Annotated in this window: 16 protein-coding genes; 11 read left to right on the top strand and 5 right to left on the bottom strand. The window is 69.2% G+C overall.

Annotated elements, in window-relative coordinates; translation table 11 throughout:
* Nucleotides 1-22 precede the first annotated feature (22 nt).
* Together U9J41_RS00900 and U9J41_RS00895 are read left to right on the top strand one after the other, a co-directional pair.
* Entirely contained in the window at nt 23-724 is a 702-nt protein-coding gene (locus U9J41_RS00900) for a pirin family protein (RefSeq protein ID WP_322399719.1), read from the top strand.
* A gap of 75 nt (nt 725-799) precedes the next feature.
* Nucleotides 800-1,180: a response regulator transcription factor gene (locus U9J41_RS00895; RefSeq protein WP_322399718.1), complete on the top strand. Its 381-nt coding sequence runs from the start codon at nt 800-802 to the stop codon at nt 1,178-1,180.
* 7 nt (nt 1,181-1,187) lie between these two features.
* Here the strand turns inward: U9J41_RS00895 and U9J41_RS00890 are convergent, their stop codons facing one another.
* Nucleotides 1,188-3,248 carry a beta-galactosidase gene (locus tag U9J41_RS00890; protein WP_322399717.1) on the bottom strand — a complete coding sequence of 687 codons (2,061 nt, stop codon included), beginning with the start codon at nt 3,246-3,248 and terminating at the stop codon, nt 1,188-1,190.
* A 198-nt stretch (nt 3,249-3,446) separates the two neighbouring features.
* On the opposite strand from U9J41_RS00890, the gene U9J41_RS00885 reads away from it, so the two are divergent.
* Both U9J41_RS00885 and U9J41_RS00880 read left to right on the top strand, forming a co-directional pair.
* Nucleotides 3,447-5,075 carry a family 43 glycosylhydrolase gene (locus U9J41_RS00885; RefSeq protein ID WP_322399716.1) on the top strand — a complete coding sequence of 543 codons (1,629 nt, stop codon included), beginning with the start codon at nt 3,447-3,449 and terminating at the stop codon, nt 5,073-5,075.
* Nucleotides 5,076-5,144: 69 nt separating this feature from the next.
* Nucleotides 5,145-7,319 (top strand): EAL domain-containing protein, encoded by a 2,175-nt coding sequence (locus U9J41_RS00880; protein WP_322399715.1) that lies wholly within the window; start codon nt 5,145-5,147, stop codon nt 7,317-7,319.
* On the opposite strand, the gene U9J41_RS00875 is transcribed toward U9J41_RS00880, so the two are convergent.
* Nucleotides 7,292-9,577 carry an ATP-binding protein gene (locus U9J41_RS00875; protein ID WP_322399714.1) on the bottom strand — a complete coding sequence of 762 codons (2,286 nt, stop codon included), beginning with the start codon at nt 9,575-9,577 and terminating at the stop codon, nt 7,292-7,294. The two genes, U9J41_RS00880 and U9J41_RS00875, sit on opposite strands and share 28 nt — an antisense overlap.
* Nucleotides 9,578-9,823: 246 nt before the next feature.
* Between U9J41_RS00875 and ribA the strand changes: the two genes are divergently transcribed.
* The 3 genes from ribA to U9J41_RS00860 are packed head-to-tail and all read left to right on the top strand — an operon-like array spanning nt 9,824 to nt 12,927.
* Complete coding sequence (gene ribA / locus U9J41_RS00870) at nt 9,824-10,471, top strand: GTP cyclohydrolase II (RefSeq protein ID WP_322399713.1); 648 nt, start codon at nt 9,824-9,826, stop codon at nt 10,469-10,471.
* Between the two features lie 60 nt (nt 10,472-10,531).
* Nucleotides 10,532-11,962 (top strand): S1 family peptidase, encoded by a 1,431-nt coding sequence (locus U9J41_RS00865; RefSeq protein ID WP_322399712.1) that lies wholly within the window; start codon nt 10,532-10,534, stop codon nt 11,960-11,962.
* Nucleotides 11,959-12,927, top strand: coding sequence for an FHA domain-containing protein (locus U9J41_RS00860; RefSeq protein ID WP_322399711.1), 969 nt, complete (start codon nt 11,959-11,961; stop codon nt 12,925-12,927). Before U9J41_RS00865 ends, U9J41_RS00860 begins: the two co-directional genes overlap by 4 nt.
* A 40-nt stretch (nt 12,928-12,967) precedes the next feature.
* Here U9J41_RS00860 and U9J41_RS00855 read toward each other — a convergent pair whose 3' ends face one another.
* Nucleotides 12,968-13,921, bottom strand: a complete 954-nt coding sequence (locus U9J41_RS00855) for an IS1595 family transposase (protein WP_322399710.1) — start codon at nt 13,919-13,921, stop codon at nt 12,968-12,970.
* A 158-nt stretch (nt 13,922-14,079) separates the two neighbouring features.
* Here U9J41_RS00855 and U9J41_RS00850 point away from each other — a divergent pair, with 158 nt between their 5' ends.
* Nucleotides 14,080-14,727: a dihydrofolate reductase family protein gene (locus U9J41_RS00850; RefSeq protein WP_322399709.1), complete on the top strand. Its 648-nt coding sequence runs from the start codon at nt 14,080-14,082 to the stop codon at nt 14,725-14,727.
* Nucleotides 14,728-14,730: 3 nt separating this feature from the next.
* Here U9J41_RS00850 and U9J41_RS00845 read toward each other — a convergent pair whose 3' ends face one another.
* Nucleotides 14,731-15,042, bottom strand: coding sequence for a YciI family protein (locus U9J41_RS00845; protein WP_322399708.1), 312 nt, complete (start codon nt 15,040-15,042; stop codon nt 14,731-14,733).
* Between the two features lie 90 nt (nt 15,043-15,132).
* On the opposite strand from U9J41_RS00845, the gene U9J41_RS00840 reads away from it, so the two are divergent.
* Together U9J41_RS00840 and U9J41_RS00835 are read left to right on the top strand one after the other, a co-directional pair.
* Nucleotides 15,133-16,212 carry a sensor histidine kinase gene (locus U9J41_RS00840; RefSeq protein ID WP_322399707.1) on the top strand — a complete coding sequence of 360 codons (1,080 nt, stop codon included), beginning with the start codon at nt 15,133-15,135 and terminating at the stop codon, nt 16,210-16,212.
* A complete protein-coding gene (locus U9J41_RS00835; protein ID WP_322399706.1) occupies nt 16,200-16,913 on the top strand; it encodes a LytR/AlgR family response regulator transcription factor in 714 nt (237 codons plus the stop codon). The genes U9J41_RS00840 and U9J41_RS00835 overlap by 13 nt, the downstream gene beginning before the upstream one ends.
* An 11-nt stretch (nt 16,914-16,924) precedes the next feature.
* Here the strand turns inward: U9J41_RS00835 and U9J41_RS00830 are convergent, their stop codons facing one another.
* Nucleotides 16,925-18,532 carry a S53 family peptidase gene (locus U9J41_RS00830; protein ID WP_322399705.1) on the bottom strand — a complete coding sequence of 536 codons (1,608 nt, stop codon included), beginning with the start codon at nt 18,530-18,532 and terminating at the stop codon, nt 16,925-16,927.
* 188 nt (nt 18,533-18,720) lie between these two features.
* Between U9J41_RS00830 and U9J41_RS00825 the strand changes: the two genes are divergently transcribed.
* Nucleotides 18,721-19,830, top strand: a complete 1,110-nt coding sequence (locus U9J41_RS00825; protein WP_322399704.1) for a Gfo/Idh/MocA family protein — start codon at nt 18,721-18,723, stop codon at nt 19,828-19,830.
* Nucleotides 19,831-19,834 lie beyond the last annotated feature (4 nt).

The following is a 19,834-nucleotide window of genomic DNA, read 5'->3' as shown; positions in this document are numbered from 1 at the left end:
GGCAAACAACAAGGAGCACATCATGATGGAAGTCCGCAGGAGCGAAGAACGGGGCGCCGCCGACCACGGCTGGCTGAGGTCGAAACACAGCTTTTCGTTCGCCGATTACTACGACCCGCGCCACAGCGGCTTCGGCCCGCTGCTCGTGATCAACGAAGACCGCGTCGCCCCCGGCGGCGGTTTCGGCACGCACGGCCACCGCGACATGGAAATCATCTCGTACGTGCTGGACGGCGCGCTGGAACACAAGGACAGCATGGGCACCGGCTCCGTCCTGCACTACGGCGACGTGCAGCGCATGAGCGCCGGCAGCGGCGTGCGCCACAGCGAGTTCAACGGATCGAAGACGGCACCCGTGCACTTCCTGCAGATCTGGATCGAGCCGGACACGAAAGGCATCCCGCCCAGCTACGAGGAAAAGCTTTTTTCGCCGGACAGCAAGAAGGGCAAGCTGCGCCTGATCGCCTCGCGCGACGGCCGCCAGGAATCGGTGCTGATCCACCAGGACGCGTCGATCTACGCCGCCATCCTGGACGAAGGCGACACCGTCGAACACGCGCTCGACCGTGAACGGCTGGCGTACGTGCACCTGATCCGCGGCGACGTCAGCGTCAACGGCGTGCCGCTGAAGGAGGGCGACGCGCTCAAGATCGGCGGCGAGGAGCGGATCGTGTTCGACCATGCAGAGGCGGCAGAACTACTGTTCTTCGACCTGCCGGCCTGACCGGCGACAACCGCGCGTCGCATGCCGGATCGCGTCGGTATAATGAAGCCCGACAACAAATTCGGGCTTGCCGGCATGAACGCACAACCCAGCGTCCTCGTCGTCGAGGATGACGTCCACATCGCCCACGTGCTCGGCTTCATGCTCGAGCGCCAGGGGTATCGCGTGATCCACGTGGCGGACGGCCGGGCGGCCGTGCAGCACGTCGTGTCGCAGCCGGCGCCGGATCTCGTGCTGCTGGACGTGATGCTGCCCTACGTGGACGGGTTCGAGATCATCGGCCTGATCCGCGCGCAGGCCGGCTGGGAAGGCGTCCCCGTACTCATGCTGACCGCCAAGAACACGGAACGCGACACCGTGCGCGCCCTCGATGCCGGCGCCGACGATTTCATCATCAAGCCGTTCCAGCCGCAGGAACTGCTGGCGCGCCTGCGCCGCTACCTCGTCGCTTCCTGACGCCGGGTCACTTTTCGAGCAGGTCGACGCCCAGCGGTTCCAGGCGCAGCACGCCCGGCCAGCGCTTGCCGGAGAGCACGCCGTGCATCGTGCCGTCGAGCGCCACGTCACGGGGTTCCGACGTGGTGTTGACATACAGCGTACGGCCGTCGACGACGCGCGCATAGACCCCGTCGGGCGTCTTCGGCCCCGGCGCGATACCCAGGCTCGCGTACAGCTGGCGGTACAACGGCCCCATGATCTGCGGCTGCGCGGCCGTGGCGACGTAGATCGCGCGCCCCTTGCCGAAGCGGTTGACCGTGATGGCGGGCACCTTGCCGTCGACGTTCGCGAAGCGCGCCAGCACCTCGGCGGTGGACGGCTCCAGCACCTCGTAGGGGCCGAGGTCGGCCTCGATGCCGACGCCGCCAATCGTGGTCTGCAGCGCGCCGGCGCTGTAGAACGCATCGGTGCGCAGGCCGAATACGTCGGTCAGGCCGCCGGGCAGCGGCGTGTCGAACCATTGGTTGTCGTCATTCACCTTGTCCGACTGCGCGGTCATGATCGCGGTGCCGCCGTCCGCGACGAACTTGCGCACGTTGGCCCGCGACGCCGCGTCGAGCAGGTACAGGCCCGGCACGATCACCAGCTTGTAGCGGCCCAGGTCCTCGTGGCCGACGTGGATCACGGCCACGTCGATATTGTCCTTGAACAGCGGCTCGTACGCGCCGTGCGCCTGCTGCATGGAGCCCGGGTTGATGTAGGGCCGCACCGTGTTGCTCATGCCCTCCTTGGGCAGGTTGGTGGCGATCATGTTGTCGAACGCGTAGGCGATGGCGACCTTGGGCTGCTGCAGGCGCGGGAAGCCCAGTTTTTCCAGTGTCGCGAATTCCTGCGCGATCGTCGCGAACTCGCCGAGCTTCCACGACGCGCGGTCGTCGTGGTCGATCAGGCCGAACAGCGCCTGCTCCTCGCCGCCGTGGTGGCTGTGCCAGGTCCACGGCATCACCGCCTCCGCGCCCATCAGCAGGCCGAAGTACGCCCACATGCGCGAGCGGCCGGGCGTGCCGTAGTAGCCGGGGCCGCCGGCGGTGAACTCGTTGAACCAGATCGGCGCGTTCATCCCGGCGCGCATCATCGTCGATTCGAACGCGGCGCCGAGCGGATCGCCCGGGTAGAAGCCCATCGCGCCGTAGCTCACGTAATGGCGGTAGGTGGCCAGGTAATCGAAGCCCTTGCGCCCGGCGCTGTCCCACAGGTTGGAGATGGCCGGCTTGTCCGGCACGTTCTTCGCGCGCACTGCCTCGAGCAGTTCCAGCACCTGGATGGTCTGCTCCGACCAGAAGCGCCGCATGTCGAGGTAGCGCTCGTAGGGGCCGACGCCTTCGATGTACGGCAGGCGCACCTCGTCCCAGCTGTCGAGGCGGCGCGACCAGCGCTGCGTGGCCCAGGCCTTGTTCAGCGCCGCCTCGGTGCCGTACTTGTGCTTGAGCCAGGCGATGAAGCGCTGGCGGTCGGCCTCCGAGTACGACACCATGCCGTTGCCGCTCTCGTTGTTGTAGCCGATGGCGAACAGCGCCGGATGCTTCGCGTAGCGCCGGGTCATCGTGTCGGCCAGGCGCACCAGCAGCCGCCGGTAATCGGGATCGCTGGTGTCGTCCATATAGCGTTCGGCGGGATCGAGGCGCACGCCGTGCTGGTCGACGATGTCCACGCCCGGGTACTTCTTGTGCAGCCAGATCGGCGCGGGCTGGCCCGGGATGTCCATGAGGACCTTCAGGCCGGCGGCCTGCATCCGGTCCATGATCCAGTCGAACAGGCTGAAGTCGAACTTGCCGTCGGCGGGCTCGAACGAATCCCACGACAGGTCGCCCATGCGCACGACCTTGAAGCCGGCCTGCTTCATGCGCTGGATGTCGTGCCCGATCTGCGCGCGCGTACGGTCGAAGGGCTGGTAATTGGTGCCGACGAACAGCTGGCCGGCGCCGGGCCAGCCGGGGTGGCCGTCGGCGCCCTGCGCCCGGGAAGTCGCGGGAGCGAGCGCCGCGAGTGCCGGCGTGCAGGCGGCGGCGATGTGCGAGAGGTTCATGGAATCGTCAGGGAAAAATAAGCGGCAATCATGGTGCATGATGAGAGAGGCCACGTCGCACCGCAATTACGAAAATCGCCAACACCCCCTACGAAATTCACCATGCGGCACGATAGGATACGCCCCCTTCATCTTGCTCGTGAAATCGTTTTCAGATACGCTTGGCATCGCCCATCACGCACGATTCTGGAGATCCGCTTGACCAACCAATCCCGCCGCACCGCGTTCAAGACCCTGCTGGCCGGCGCCGGCGCCGCATCGCTTCCCATTGCAACGGCCGCCGCCGCGCCGGCGGCCCCCGCCTGCCCGCCCGCCGCCCCGCGCTGGGGCCGCGGCATCGAAGGCCAGCGCAAGGCCGACCGCGGCGACGGCACGTACATCAATCCGATCATCGCCGGCGACCACCCGGACCCGACGATCCTCAAGGACGGCAAGGACTATTACATGACCTTCTCGTCCTTCTTTTCGTATCCGGGCATCGTGATCTGGCATTCCACCGATCTCGTGAACTGGGCACCGGTCGGTCCCGCCCTGAAAAAACCGCTGGGCACCATCTGGGCGCTCGACCTGTGCAAGCACGACGGCCGCTACTTCATCTACATCCCGGCCGCGCCGGACGGCAACGCGTGGTCGATCTACGCCATCTGGGCCGACCACATCGAGGGGCCGTGGAGCGATCCGGTCGACCTCAAGATCTCCGGCTGCATCGACCCCGGCCACGTCGTCGGCGAGGACGGCAAGCGCTATTTGTTCGTCAACGGCATCCGCCGCGTCCGCCTCGCCGACGACGGCCTGGCGGCGGCCGGTCCCGTCGAACCCGCGTACCAGCCATGGCACTATCCGGACGACTGGGTCGTCGAGAACTTCGCGCCCGAAGGTCCCAAGCTGCTGCGCCACGGCGAGTACTTCTACCTGATCACGGCGGTGGGCGGCACGGCCGGTCCGGTGACGGGGCATATGGTGATCGCGGCCCGCTCGAAGTCGATCCACGGGCCGTGGGAACACTGCCCGCACAACCCGCTCGTGCGCACCACGGGCACCGCGGAGCCGTGGTGGTCGCGCGGCCACGCGTCGCTCGTCGAGGGTCCGGGCGGCGACTGGTGGATGGTCTACCACGGCTACGAGAACGGCTTCCGCACGCTGGGCCGCCAGACCTTGCTGGAGCCGATGGAGTGGACGGCCGACGGCTGGTTCCGCGCCAAAGGCGGCGATTTGTCGAAGGCCTTGCCCAAGCCGCGCGGCGGCAAGGCGGGACCGAGCGGATTCGCGCTGTCCGACGATTTCACCAGGGACCGCTTCGGCGTGCAGTGGGCGTTCCACGACCCCGCGCCGGATGAAATGACGCGCGTGCGCTTTGCCGGCGGCGGCCTGGAAATCAAGGGCAAGGGCACGTCGCCCGCCGACGGCGCCCCGCTCACCTGCGGCGTCGGCGACCGGTCGTACGAGGCCGAGATCACGCTCGATCTCGTCGGCGCGGCCGAAGGCGGCCTGCTGCTGTTCTACAACCCGAAGGCGTTCGTCGGCCTCGGCTTCACGCCCGCCACCGTCAAGACCTGGCAGTACGCCGAGGAACAGACGTGGGCGCGCCGTCCGCAAGCCATCTCCAGCGTGCGCGTGCGCCTGACCAACGTCGACAACGTCATCACGTTCCACTACTCGTTCGACGGCGGCAAGACATGGACGCTGCACGGCACGCGCATGGAAGTGTCGGGGATCCACCACAACGTGTTCGGCGGCTTCCTGAGCCTGAAACTGGGCGTGTACGCGGCGGGCGCCGGCACCGTGCGGCTGCGCGATTTCCGCTACCGGGCGCTGGCGGCGGCATGACGGCCTGAGCGCGCGCCACAGCCGTTCGGGAACTGCTAGCATGCGGAGAGATCGTAACCAAAAGTCTCCATGCACGCGAACCCGCCATGCATCAACGCTGCCGGCGTCCCGGACGACGCCCAGCGCCGCTTCGACGAGCTGCTCGCCCACCTGCCGGCCGGCGTCGTGATGCACGACGCTTGCGGCCGGGTCGTGGCCGCGAATCGCCAGGCGCTGGCGCTGCTCGGGCGCAGCGAGCACCAGCTGCGGGGTGCGCAGGCCGACGACGCGGCGTGGCATTTCGTGCGCCCGGACGGCACCCGCATGCCGCCGGCGGACTATCCGGTGAACGCGGTGCTGCGCACGGGGGCCAAGGTGTCGGACCTCGTCGTCGGCGTGCCCCGTCCCGACGAAGGCGACGTGCGCTGGGCGATCTGCAACGCATATCCGGAACGCGACGGCGGCGGCGACGTGCGCAGCGTCGTCGTCTGCTTCACGGACTGCACGGCCCTCAAGTACGCCGAACAGTCGCTGCACAAGTCCGAGGAACGCATGCGCCTCGCGCTGCAGGGGTCCACCGACGCGCCGTGGGACTGGGACCTCGTCACCGGCGAAATCTATTATTCGGCGCGCTGGTGGGAGATGCTCGGCTACGTGCCCGACGCGCGGCAGGTCGACGTGGACGCGTGGGTGCGCCTCACCCACCCCGAGGACCGGCTGCGGGTGCTCGCCTTCCTCGACGAACTGCTGCCCGGGTCGCGCCAGGCCTACAGCATGGAACTGCGCCTGCGCCACCACGACGGCCACTACGTCCCGATCCTGAGCCGCGGCTTCATCCTGCGCGACGGCGCCGGCAAGGCCGTGCGGCTGTCCGGCACCAACACCGACCTCACGGAGCGCAAGCAGGTCGAGCACCGCATCCACGAGCTGGCGTACTTCGACCAGCTCACGGGCCTGCCGAACCGGCGCTTCCTGATCGACGAGCTGGGCCAGATCCTCGCGCGCAACGGCCGCGCCGGCCGCCACGGCGCCCTGCTGTTCCTCGACCTCGACAACTTCAAGCTCCTGAACGACACGATGGGCCACGACGTGGGCGACCTGCTGCTGCGCGAGGTGGCACGGCGGCTGCGCCGGGCGCTGCGCGAAGGCGACCACCTGGCGCGCCTGGGCGGCGACGAATTCGTGATCGTGCTGGAAAACCTGGGCCAGTCGCCGGCGGAGGCGACGGCCGAGGTCCATGCCGTGGGACGCAAGCTGCTGGACGTGCTGGCCGAGCCGTTCGAGCTGGCCGGGCGCCAGTGCGCCAGCAGCCCGAGCATCGGCGCCACGCTGTTCGACGGCGCGCCCACCGGCATCGACATCCTGCTGCGCCAGGCCGACCTCGCGATGTATCGCGCCAAGGAAGAAGGCCGCAACACGCTGCGCTTCTTCGATCCCGGCATGCAGGCGGCCGTCGACCGCCAGGCCGCGCTGTCGGCCGCGCTGCGCACGGGCATCGCGGACCGCCAGTTCGTGCTGTACTGCCAGCCGCAGTTCGGGCATGACGGCAGCCTGGTGGGCGGCGAAGCGCTCGTGCGCTGGCAGCGCGGCGCGAACGACCTGGTCGCGCCCGGCGAATTCATCGGCGCCGCCGAATCGGGCGGCCTGATCGCGGCGCTCGGCATGGACGTGCTGGAACAGGGCTGCCACGCGCTGGCGCGCTGGGCCCGCGCGCCGTGCCTGCGCGCGCTGAAGCTGGCCGTGAACATCAGCGTGCACCAGCTGCGCGACCCCGATTTCCCGCACGCCGTCGCCACCTTGCTGGCCGCGACCGGCGCCCCCGCCGACCGCCTCACGCTGGAATTGACGGAGAGCGTATTCGCGCGCAACCCGGCCGACCTGGTCGAGCGCATGCAGCAGTTGCGCGGGCTGGGCGTGCACTTCGCGCTCGACGACTTCGGCACCGGCTATTCGTCGCTGGCGTACCTGGCGCGGTTTCCGCTCGCGGCGCTCAAGATCGACCGCTCGTTCGTGCAGGACGTCGACCACGATCCGAACGCGTCGTCGATCGTCGAAGCCATCATCGCCCTGGCGCGCAAGCTCCACCTGGCGACGATCGCCGAGGGTGTGGAACTGGATGCGCAACAGGCGTTCCTGACGGCGCACGGCTGCGACGTGATGCAGGGCTACCTGCTCGGGCGGCCGGTGGCGCTGGACGAATTCGAACGGCACTACGGCCGGCCGAACGCGGGCACCTATCAGGCGGCGAGCGGCAGCTCGACGTAGAACGTGGTGCCGATGCCCTCGGCACTGTCGAACCAGATGCTGCCGCCCAGCTCTTCGACGATCGTCCGGCAGATCGAGAGCCCGAGGCCGGTGCCGCCGCGGCGGCGCGAATCGGCGCCGTCGGCCTGGGCGAAGCGCTGGAACACGCGCTCGCGGAACGCTTCCGGAATGCCCGTGCCCTCGTCGGCCACGGCCAGCCGCGCGGTATCGCCGCACGCCTCGACCCGCGCGCGCACCGTCGATCCGGGCCCGGAAAACTTGATCGCGTTCGACAGAAGATTGGTCAGCACCTGGGCCAGGCGGTCGCGGTCGACGTCGACCCGCGCCCCTTCGGCGCCGGGCGTGGCCACGCACGACAGCGCGATCCCGGACCTGGCCGCGAAGCTCTGCATCGCCGCGACGGCGTCTTCCGCCAGCGGCAGCAGCGGCTGCACCGCGCGGTCGAACGCCATGCCGCCGGCGTCCATCTTCTGGATGTCGAGCACGTCGCCGACCAGGCGCACGAGCCGCTCCGAACTGGCGTTGGCCACGTCGACGAGGCCTTGCGCGTCGGGCGGCAGCTCGCCGGCCATGCCGTCCGCCAGCAGCGCCAGCGACGCCGAGATCGCCGTCAGCGGCGTGCGCAGTTCGTGCGACACCGTCGCCACGAATTCGTCCTTCATGCGCTCGACTTCCTTGCGCGCCGAGATGTCGTGCACGAAGGCGGAAAAGAACAGGTCGTCGCCGGTGCCGGCCAGGCCCAGGGTCAGCTCGACGGGGATCTCGACGCCGTCGCGCGTCAGCAGCAGGCGTTCGACGCGCTGGCCCAGCAGCGCCAGCGTGCCTGTCGCGCGGAAATCGGCGAGCAGCGCGCGCGCGCGGGCGCGGAAGCGTTCCGGGATCACGAGGTCCGACACGGGGCGGCCGAGCGCGTCGTCGCGCGACCAGCCGAGCATCCGTTCGGCCGCCGAGTTCCAGTCGCAGATGCGGCCGCGCATGTCGATGCCGACGAAGGCATCGTGCGCCGTCTCGATGATGGTGGCGATGCGCTGCTCGTTGGTGCGCACGCTGGCCAGCGCCTGTTCCAGCTCGCGCGTGCGGCGGGCGACGCGCTGTTCGAGGGTCGCGTTCAACTCTTCCAGCGCGCGCCGGCGGCGCACCAGGTTCGCCACCAGCGCGTTCAGGGTCGTGCCCAGCGCGCGCACCTCGGCATAAGCGCCGCGCCGGACTTCGATGCGGGCGGTTTCGCCGGCCCGGATCCGCTGCGCGGCATCGGCCAGGTCGCCCAGCGGCCGCGTGATGCGGCGCGCCAGCGCCACGCCGGCGAGCGAGAACAGCAGGGCCAGCAGCACGCCGCTGGCCAGGCCGTATTCGCGCAGGCGGCGCACGGGCGCGAACGCGTCGTCCGCGTTCTGGCGCACGAGCACGGTCCAGCCCAGGCCGGGGTAGTCGCCGTAGCCGTGGCCGAGCTGGTAGCCGACCAGGTACGCACGGCCGTCCGGCCACGTCTCCACGACGTAGCCGCCATGGCGCTGCGCGTGCGCCGCCTTGAGGCTCGGCAGGGTCAGGCGCGTGCCGACGACGTCGTGCGGCCCGAGCAGCACGTTGCCGTCGGTGTCGACGATCAGGGCCTCGACCTGGCGCCGGGCGGCGATCCCGGCCATCACGGAGCGCTCGACGTCGCGCGCCCATTGCCAGGACAGGTGCGCGCCCAGCACGCCGCGCGTGACGCCCTGCTCGTCGATGTAGGGGAAGGCGACGTCGACGAAGCGCCAGGGTTCCTTCTGCCTGGGCAGGTAGCGGGCCAGCAGCATGGCCTCGTGCACGTCGCCCGCGTGGACGCCGCGCAGGGCGTTGCGGAACCAGGGGCGCTGCGACACGTCCGCCCCTTCGAGCACGCCCTGGGCCGCGACCTGCACCTTGCCGTCCAGGCCGGCCAGGCCGATCCAGCTGTAGTAGCCGAGGCTCTTCTGGATGCCGTCCAGGGTCGCGCGGCGGCGCGCGGGCGGCTGGTCCTCGCCCAGCAGGGGCCGCCGGGCCAGCAGGCCGACCTCGCGGTAGCGTTCGAACATGCCGCGCTCGAGCTTGTCCGACGTCTGCATGGCCAGCTCGGCCAGGCCGTGGCCGATGCTCGTCTCGACCTGCTCCGACGACTTGCGTTCGATGAGGGACGTGAGGACCAGCGTGAGGACGATGGACAGCGCGACGAACGCCAGCGCGAGCCAGGCGCCAAGGGCGCGCGGCAGCAGGCGGCGCAAGAGTTTCAGGGGATTCGGCATGGCAAACGGACAGGAACGCACGTCGTATGGACGCTGGTGCCAGCCTAGCACAGCTCACATTCCGTGCGGGAAAAGTGTTGCTTCAAGTGAACATTGTGCCGACTTTCGGCCAGGCTGTTGTATTTCTGGCCAGCAGTACCCATATCGACTGGGCCGGCGCCGAGGCCCACCACACGGCCATGCCCGATTTCCGGTAAACTCGCCTGTTACTTGATCAGTTTTTACGCCATCGCACCAGGAAAAGCCATGCAAGACACTGCCCCCGCGCCTTCCAACCTCGTCGACTACGTCACGTCGTGCAGCCTGCCGACCCCGTGGGCGCAGTTCACCCTGCATGCGTTCGTGGAGCATGCGACCGGCAAGGAGCATCTGGCGATGACGCTGGGCGACCTGGCGGCAGGCGACGCCCCGCTGGCGCGCATCCACTCGGAATGCCTGACGGGCGACGTCATGTTCTCGCAGCGCTGCGACTGCGGCGCCCAGCTGGAATCGGCGCTGCGCCGCATCGCCGACGAGGGCCGCGGCATCCTGCTGTACCTGCGCCAGGAAGGCCGCGGCATCGGCCTCGTCAACAAGATCCGCGCCTATCGCCTGCAGGAAGCGGGGGCCGACACGGTCGAGGCCAACCTGCAGCTGGGCTTCCACGCCGACGCCCGCAACTATGAACTGGTGCTGCCGATGCTGGAACAGTTCGGCATCGAGGCCGTGCGCCTGATGACGAACAACCCGCGCAAGATCGACGCCCTGGGCAAGCTGGGCATCAAGGTCGCCGAGCGCGTGCCGCTGCTCGTCAACCGCAACGTCTACAACGACAACTACCTGAATACCAAGCAGGCCAAGCTGGGCCACATGATGAACCCGGTCACCGAAGCCGCGCTCGACAGCGAAGCGTAATCCCCTGCGGCGGGCGGTTCTGGCAAGATGGTGTCAACCTCTTGCCAGCCCGAGGATGCCATGCGCTTCCCGTCCGCCGTCCGCGCCTTCGCCGCCACCGTCGTCATCCTCGGCGCCGCCGCCTCGCTCGCCGTTGCCGCGGGCAAGGCCGGCAGCGCCGGCCAGCGCATCAAACCGGCGCCGCAGCCGCCCCTCGTGATCCCGCCCGCGACGCCGCCGGCCACGACGCCGCCCGCGCCCGGCCCCGGCGAGACGGACGAGACGGCCGCCCTGCCCACGCCGTCCAGCGCCGCGCAAACGCTGTATGCCGCCGCCCGGGCCGACCTGCTGCAGATCCGCATGCTGCTCAGGAACGGCCGCAGCCAGTCCAGCGTCGGCTCCGGCTTCCTCGTCGGGACCGGCAACCTCGTGCTGACCAATTACCACGTCGTGTCGCAGATGGCCCTCGACCCGGACGTCTACGTCGGCGAATACGTCGACACGGACGGCAAGAGCGGCCCCGTCGAACTGCTGGCCGTCGACGTGCTGCACGACCTGGCCGTGGTGCGCGTCGACCGCGCCGGCACGGGCTTTTTCAAGGTGCCGGACAAGCCCGTGAAACTCGCGCAGGGCCAGTACCTGTATTCGCTCGGCAACCCGCTCGACCTCGGCTTCGCCATCTCGGAAGGGGCCTATAACGGCATCGTCACGCGCAGCTTCTACGAGCAGCTGATCTTCACCGGGCCCATCAATTCGGGCATGAGCGGCGGCCCCACGGTCACGGCGGCCGGGGTCGTGGCGGGCGTAAACGTCTCCAAGCGGCGCGACGGCGAACTGGTCAGTTTCCTCGTGCCCGTCAAATATGCGCAGGAATTGCTGCGCAAGGCGGAGCAGCAGCCGCACCCGCCGAAAGATTTCAACCCGCTCATCGGCCAGCAATTGCTGGCGCACCAGCGGGCACTGATCGACCGCCTGCTGGCCGAACCGCTCTCGATACGCACGATGGGGCCGTACCGGGTGCCGGTGCGCGAATCGCAGCAGTTGCGCTGCTGGGGCCGCTCGAACTTCCGCGCCGAGGCCGAGTACACGCTCGACGCCGTCAGTTGCGCGATGGAAGCGGCCGTCTATGTGTCGGACACCCAGCAGACGGGTCACGTGTCGATGACGCACCAGGTGCTCCGCTCCAGCGCCCTGCACCCGCTCCAGTTCGCCGTGCTGGCCAGCAGCCGCTTCCGCGTGGACAGCATCGGCGCCGGCCGCGATACCCGCCTCACGCGCCCGGCCTGCACCGAGATGTTCGTGCACACGGCCACCCTGCCCGTGCGCGCGGTGACCTGCGTGCGCGCCTACCGCAAGTTCGCCGGCCTGTACAACTTCACCCTGCTGGCCGCCAGCACTGACGACCCGCACGCCAACCTGCAGAGCCGCCTCGACCTGGCCGGCGTCTCGTACGACAACGGCCTGCGCGCCACCCGCGCCTTCCTGTCCGCGCTCGGGCGCAGCCGCCGATGAACGGGCCCTGGTTCATCGAGCTGCTGGCCCGCAACGGCGACGTGCTGCAGCGCCAGTGCGTCGCCGCCCTGCCCATCCGCATCGGGCGCGGCTACGACAACGACGTGATCCTGGACGACGACTATGCGGCCGCCGCGCATGCCGTCGTCGAGCTGGATCCGGCCGGCCGCCTGCTGCTGCGCGACCTCGGCAGCCGCAACGGCATCGTCGTGGCCGGCCGGCGCCTGCACGAGGCCGCGCTGTCCGGCGACACCGTCGTGCGCATCGGCCACACGCCGCTGCGCGTGCGCGCGGCCGACTTTCCGGTCGCGCCGGAACTCCTCGACCGCACCTTCCACGGCTGGGAAGGCGTGCTGCCGGGCAGCATCGGCCTGGTGCTCGCCGGTGCCGTCGCGCTGCTGGCGCGCTGGCTCGGCGACACCGACTATTTCGCCTGGGCGCGCTACGCCGAGGCGCTCGCGGGCGGGCTCGCCGCGGCGCTGCTGTGGGGCGGCGTGTGGGCGTTCGCGAATCGCCTGTTCGGCCGCCACGCGCGCCTGGGCCGCCACCTGTTCGTGTTCGGCTGCGGCGCGGCGGCCATCGCCGGCTATGCCCTGCTGGGCAGCACGCTCGGCTACGCGTTCTCGGCCGAAGGGTTCACGCACTACGCGTCGCACGTGGCGACGCTGCTGCTGGCCGGGATGATCTATTTTCACCTGTGTACGATCCGCCCGCAGAACCGCGTCCGCTACCGCTGGATCTGCGCCGGCCTCGCCGTGCTCAGCTCCAGCCTGATCCTGGCCGGCAACGTGCAGCGCACGGGGCGCTTGTCGGACGAACTGTACATGCCGGTGCTGATGCCGCCGGCCGTCCGCCTGAGTCCCGACCACGGCGTGGACGAGTTCATGCGCGAGGTGGACGCGATGAAGGGCCCGCTCGACCGCGGGCGGGGGCGCAAGCCGGGCGACGACGACATCGAAAATTAAGGGCTGTGTTCGCGCTATTTAGGTAAGCGAGCGCGGCCGACTAGCCGCACTGCGCCGCAGCGCACAGCAGGTGCGCGGGCGTCGTCAGACGTCTTGTGTCCAGCAACCGTTGCCAGCCCGAATAATTGATGAGGTATCGGCTCGCGACACCGCGGAAGCGCACCAGCCAGCTCTTGAATCGGCTGTGCCAGCTATTCACATTCTGGATGTGGATCGCGCCGCGCGCCCGGATGCCGGCCTTCACGTTCACCGCCTCGTGCGTGATACCCGCTTGCGTGGCGAAACGGCGATACGCCGCGGCCCCGTCGCTGATCAACAGCACGTCGAGCGGCAGTACCGGCGTGAGGCACGCGTGCAATTGCGCAGCCGTCACTTGGCCCCGGCCCGTGTGAAAGTCCAGGGTTTGTCCGGTACGGTCGCGTGCGACGAGCAGGCAGTCGTGCTCACGATTGATCCCGCGCTGACTGGCCACGCCGCCGCGCTTTCTCGGCGGTCGTGTCAGGTTGCGCGAACCCTTCTGCGATTCGAGTCGATAGGTCTCGTCCGCCTCGACGATGGCCGCCAACATTGCCGGCCGGTCGCGCATCGCGCCGGGCACGAACCGGTGGCGCCACCGGAAGCTGGTCGTCCGGTGCACGCCGGTCACGCGCGCGGCGTCGCGGACCGTGCGCGATTCCAGGATGGATTGCAGGAACGGTAGCCAGCACTCTTTCTTGCGCAGGCGTGCGAGCGGCGTGCCGGTCAGGGCGTTATAGCTGCGTCCGCAGGCGAGGCAACGAAAACGCTGCAAGCCGCTCGCCTGGCCGCAGCGGTGTACGCGACCACAGCCGCAGCGCGGACACGGCCGGCCTCTGGCGGCCTGTTCGATCAGCGCGATACATTCGGCAGGATCCGCGAGGCCGGTGATCCATTCGCGCAGCCGGACCAGGTCGGTAGCCGAGAGCTGCACCGCCGACAGCAGCGTGAACACGTCGTCGAAAGGTAGGCCGCGCATCGTCATTCCTCATGAGTTAACTCGACGATGCGTATGACCTCTGCAACCAGATTGCGTTCACAGACTTAACGCGAACACAGCCAAATTAATATGGCATATTGTCGAAATCGGCCGTGCGGTTCGTCGTATCAACAGACCTTCACCCACCAGGAGACGAGATGTCCAGACTCAAAGTCCAATGCTTTTCCATATCCCTCGACGGCTTCGGTGCCGGCCCGAACCAGAGCTTGCAGAACCCGCTGGGCGAACGTGGCGGCGAGCTGCACCAATGGTTCCGCGGCACGCGCACCTTCCAGCGCATGCTGGGCGACGACACCAAGGGGACCGACGGCCCGGACGAGGACTTCGCCGCGCGCGGCTTCGAGAACATCGGCGCCTGGATCCTTGGCCGCAACATGTTCGGCCCGGTCCGCGGCGCCTGGCCCGACGAAGAATGGAAAGGCTGGTGGGGCGACGAACCGCCCTACCACTGCGACGTGTTCGTGCCGACGCACCACGCGCGCGCGCCGCTCGCGATGAAGGGCGGCACGACGTTCTACTTCGTCACCGACGGCATCGAGGCCGCGCTCGAGCGCGCCCGGGACGCCGCGGGCGGCAAGGACGTGCGCCTGGGCGGCGGCGTGTCGACCATCCGGCAATACCTGCAGGCCGGACTCGTCGACGAGATGCACCTGGCCATCGCGCCCGCGCTGCTGGGCACCGGCGAGGCGCTGCTGGCCGGGATCGACCTGACCGCGCTCGGCTTCGAATGTACCGAACACGTGCCGACGCAGGCGGCCACGCACGTGGTATTGCGCCGCGGCTGACGGTCAGGACAAGGGAATCGTCAGGCGCGCGATCTCGACCGATCCGTCCTCGTCGAAGATGGGACAGCGCTCGCCGATCTCGACGGCCTCGTTGAAATCGGTCGCCTCGACGATGGAGTAGCCGCACAGCGAGCTGGCGGATTCCTTCGGCCCCAGCAACCGGCGCGGCACCTCGACGGCGCTGTGCGTGAGGCTGCCGCGGTCGACGACGCGCGAGCCGAGTTCGTCGAACCAGGCGGACCAGCGCGACCGGTCGTGGCGCGTGGCGGCGTCGGGGCCGGGCGTGCCGTGGTACACGAACAGGAAACGTTCCATGTCATTCTCCTGGGGCGGGTGGATTCGGCCCGACGTTAGCAGAAGCGCGGCGCGGACGCCGCACCCGTGCCTTTTGACAATCGCACAAGGATGACCGATCATCGCCGCATGACCTTCCTGCGCCGCAATGCCGTCTTCGTCTCCGCGTGGATCCTGTTCTGGATCCTGATGATGCTCGTCGCCGTGCAGGACTTCATGCGCAACGAGCACAGCCATGCGATCTGGCAACCGCTGCTGTGGGAAGGCTCGTCGGCGCTGGTCATCAGCGTGCTCGCCTTCGTGCAGCTGCGCTGGTCGCACGGGGACGAGGCGCTGCTCGGCATGCCCCGGCGCTGGTTCTCGCACCAGGCGCGCTGGCTGCTGATGTACTGGATCGCCTTCGTGCCCCTCGCCTTCGGCATCCGCGACACCGTGTACGCGCTGGTCGGCCAGACGTATCGCCACGATCCCGTGCCGCAGCTGTTCCTGTACGAATCGATGAAGATCACGATCTTCTTCTGGCTGTTCATGGCGATCCGCTTCGGCGTCCTGTCGTACCGCGCCCTGCTCGACGCGCGGCTGCGGGCGGAACGCTCGAACACCCTGTTGCGCCAGGCCCAGCTGCAACGCCTGGGCCAGCAGATGCAGCCGCACTTCCTGTTCAACGCACTGAACACGGTGTCGGCGCTGATCTGGACCGACCCCGCGCGCGCCGACGCCACGCTGACGCAGCTCGCCGACGTGCTGCGCGAAACGCTGGCCCTCGGCGACCGCCACGCGGCGCCCCTCGCGACCGAGCTGCGCCTCGCGCGCGGCTATGCGGACGTGATGGCCGAGCGCTTCGCCGACCGCGTCGACATCGCCTGGCAGGTGGACGACACGCTGCTCGACCGCGACGTGCCGGTGATGAGCCTGCAGCCGCTGCTGGAAAACGTGTTCAAGCACACGGTCGAACGGCGCCGCGGCCAGACCCATATCGACGTCTACGCCCGCCGCGACGGCAACGCGCTGGTGCTGGGCGTCGAGGACGATGCGGGCAAGCTGACGGCGTCGGACCGGCCCGGCGGCATCGGCCTCTCGAACCTGCGTGCGCGCATCCAGGCGCTGTACGGCGACGCCGGCCGGCTGGACATCACGGCGCGGCCGCAGGGCGGGGTGCGCGCGGAAATGCGGGTGCCATGCGCCTCCTGATCGTCGACGACGAGCGCCCGGCGCGCGCCAAGCTGCGCCACCTGCTCGCGCAGCAGGACGGCATTGCCGCCGTCGACGAAGCGGCCGACGGCATCGAAGCGCTGGAACGCATCACCGCCTTCCGCCCGGACGCGCTGCTGCTCGACATCGAGATGCCCGAGCTGTCCGGCATCGAACTGGCCGCCTCGCTGCCGGAACCGGCGCCGCTGGTCGTGTTCGTCACGGCATACGAGCGCTATGCGTGCCAGGCGTTCGATGCCGACGCGATCGACTACCTGCTCAAGCCCTACGATGGCGAACGCCTGGGCCGGGCGCTGGCCCGCTTGCGGAAAAAACTGGAGACGCGGCCGGACGGGCAGGCCGTCGCCCTGCCGCCCGCACCGCTGGAACAATTGCTGGTGAGCGAACGCGGCGCCACGCGCATCGTGCGCGTCGCGGACATCCAGTGGATCGAGACGGCCGACAACTACGTCGTGCTGCACACGGCCGAAGGCGCCCCGCTGCTGCGCCAGACCCTCGCCGGCCTCGTCGAACGGCTGGGCGCCGGCTTCGTGCGCTGCCACCGGCGCGCGGCCGTGGCGGTGGGCTGGATCGAACGGATCGTCGCCCTGGACAAGGGCGACGGAGAACTGCAGCTGCGCGGCGGCGCACGGGTGCCGTGCAGCCGCCAGTACCGCGCCGACGTGATGGCGCGGCTGTAAAACGAAGCGGCTCAGCTTTCCAGCGCCGCCAGCAGCTTCGATCCGACCGGCGCGCCCCAGCCCGTGCACGCATCCCAGCCGGCCTTGGCCGGATAGGCGCCGTTGTCGCCGCTCGTGATGTCGCGCATGGCACCGCTGCCCGCCAGCGGACCGTACAGCAGCGGATTGAGCCAGCCCACCGGCTGCGCCAGCTTCTGGTTCAGCAGCGCGACGAGGCCCGCCCACAACGGCGACACGGCGCTCGTGCCGCCGATCGTGTACGTCATGAAGTCGACGCGCACCCGGTAGCCCGTCGCGGGCGACGCATTGCCGGCCACGTCGGGCACGCCGCGCCCGACCCGTCCGCCCGGATTGACCGACGCCGGCACGCCCGCAGCGGCCTGCCAGGCCGGCAGGTCGAACACGTCGCTGACGCCGCCGCCGGTGGCGCTGCTGGCGGGGTCGTCGTTCCACACGGTTTCGCTCTCGATCGTGCTGCCGCCGACGGTCAGGCGCGTGCCGCCGCAGCCCAGCACGTACGGGCTGGACGCGGGGAAGTCGGCATGCGCGAGGCCGTCCGGCGTGCCGTTGTCCGGGTTCTGGTCGCCGCTGCCTGCATCGCCCGCCGCGCAGCACACCGTCACGCCCAGCGCGGCCGCGGACTCGAACGCCTGGTTCATCGCCGCGAGGCCCTGCTCGGTCCACGCCGATTCCGGCGCGCCCCAGCTGATCGAGATCACGGACGGCTTGTGGACGTCGTCGTGGACGGCGGCCGCGATCGCGTCGACGAAGCCCTGCTCGCTGTTCGGCGCAAAATACACGGCGATGTGCGCCTTGGGCGCGACGGCGCCGGCGACCTCGATGTCGAGCATCACCTCGGCATCCGCGCTCCACGGCAGCGACGGGCTGTTCTTGCCGCCGTCGACGGAGACGGTCGTCACGCTGGGCGGCGCCAGGTTCAGGCTCTTGAAATAGGCCTTGAGATCCTTGCTGCGATACCCGCCGCCCAGTTCGAGGATGGCGATGCACTGGCCGCTGCCGTCCAGGCCGGACGGAAAGTCGTACAGCTTCGCCAGGTCGACGCCGGTGTAGCCCGACGTCGCCTGCGCATCGGACGGGGCCGCGCCGGACGGCATCGACGCCAGCAGCGCGGCCTGCGCCGACGCCGTCGAGAACTTGAAATGCGGCCGCGCGATCGGCACGTCCTCGATGCCGAACACGCCTTCGACGATGCCGTCCAGCCCGGGCGGCAGGTGCACCGGCGCCGTGCGGCGGCGCGAGATGCCGGCCGCGTGCTCGACGTGTTCGATGGTCGTGCCGAACGCGGCGCTGACCTGGCCGGCCGTGCCCGACAGGAGGATGCTGCGCGCCGCCGGCCGGCGCTCGACGACGACGAGGCCGGCCTGCTGCGCGAAGGCGGCCACGGCATCGAGATCGGCGTCGCTGGCGCCGTGCCGTGCGGCGAACTCGGCGCGCGTCAGGTAGCTGCGCTGGCCGGGTTTCGTATCCAGCGGATGCGCCGCAAGCGGTGCACGGCGGCGCACGAGGACGGTGATCTCGAAGCGTTCGTTGGCCGGTGCCGGTCCGAGGGACCGCAAGTCGGCGATGGTTGCGGGCACGCTGCCCTGGAGTTTGACCATGATTCACCTCGTTGAAAGACGGCCCGGCGGGTCCGGGCGCCATCTGCCAGTGTGCGCGCGGACCGGATCCGCTTATTGATTGGCGATAATTCCGAACGCCGCCACGCGCCGGCATCACCGCACGGGATTGCATTCGTATTAAAATGAATGTGCGACTGTGAGCGCTAACATTTCAATAAGGAGACATGATGATCGACAAGAATCGGCGTGATCTGATCCTTGCCGCCGGCGGCGCGCTGGCGGCGGGTGCGGTGGGAGACATGGCATGGGCGGCCCCGCCCGACCGCAAGCTGGGCTATGCGGTCGTCGGCCTCGGCTCGTACGGCCTGGGCATCATCATCCCGCAATTCAAGAACTGCCAGAACAGCCGCCTCGTCGCCCTGGTCAGCGGCGATCCGGCCAGGGCGAAGCGGGTGGCGCAGGAATACGGCGTCCCGGAAAAGAACATCTATAACTACCAGAACTACGACGACATCCGCAACAACCCGGACATCGACGTCGTCTACGTCTGCCTGCCCGTGGGCATGCATGCCGAGTACACGATCCGCGCGGCCAAGGCCGGCAAGCACGTGCTGTGCGAAAAGCCGATGGCCGTGTCGTCGGCCGAATGCGAGTCGATGATCGCGGCCTGCCGCCAGGCCGGCAAGAAACTGATGATCGGCTACCGCTGCCACTTCGAGCCGTACAACCTCGAAGCCGTGCGCCGCGCGCGCGCGGGCGAGATCGGCAAGTTGCGCTATTTCCGCTCCGAACACGGCTTCACGTTCCGCGACCCGAACGCGTGGCGCCTGAAAAAAGCGCTGGCGGGCGGCGGCTCGATGATGGACATCGGCATCTACGCCCTCAACGCGGCGCGCTACATGACGGGCGAGGAACCCACCGCCGTCTACGCCCAGGAAACGACGGACCGCAAGGACCCGCGCTTCCGCGAAGTGGAAGACATGATCGGGTTCCAGCTGGAATTCCCGTCCGGCGTGGTCGGCTCGTGCATGTCGATGTACAGCGCCAACCAGAACCACATCCTGCTGATGGGCGACAAGGGACGCATCGAAATGGAGCCGGCGACCGGCTACCACGGCAACCGGCTGTGGGTGGGCAACGGCCGCGAGAACGAGATCACGCCGCGGCCCGGCCCCGGCGCCACGCAATGGGCCGGCCAGCTCGACCACATGTCGCAATGCGTGCTGCAAGACCGCGAGCCGATCGTCGCGGGCGAGGAAGGCTTGCGCGACCTGCGCATCATCGAAGCGATCTACCGCTCGGCGCGCGAGCAGAAGCGCGTGGTGCTCAAGGCCTGAACGG

This window comes from Massilia luteola (assembly GCF_034420155.1).
Taxonomy (GTDB): Bacteria; Pseudomonadota; Gammaproteobacteria; order Burkholderiales; family Burkholderiaceae_D; genus Telluria; species Telluria luteola.
This window is presented reverse-complemented; position numbering and strand designations above follow the sequence as displayed.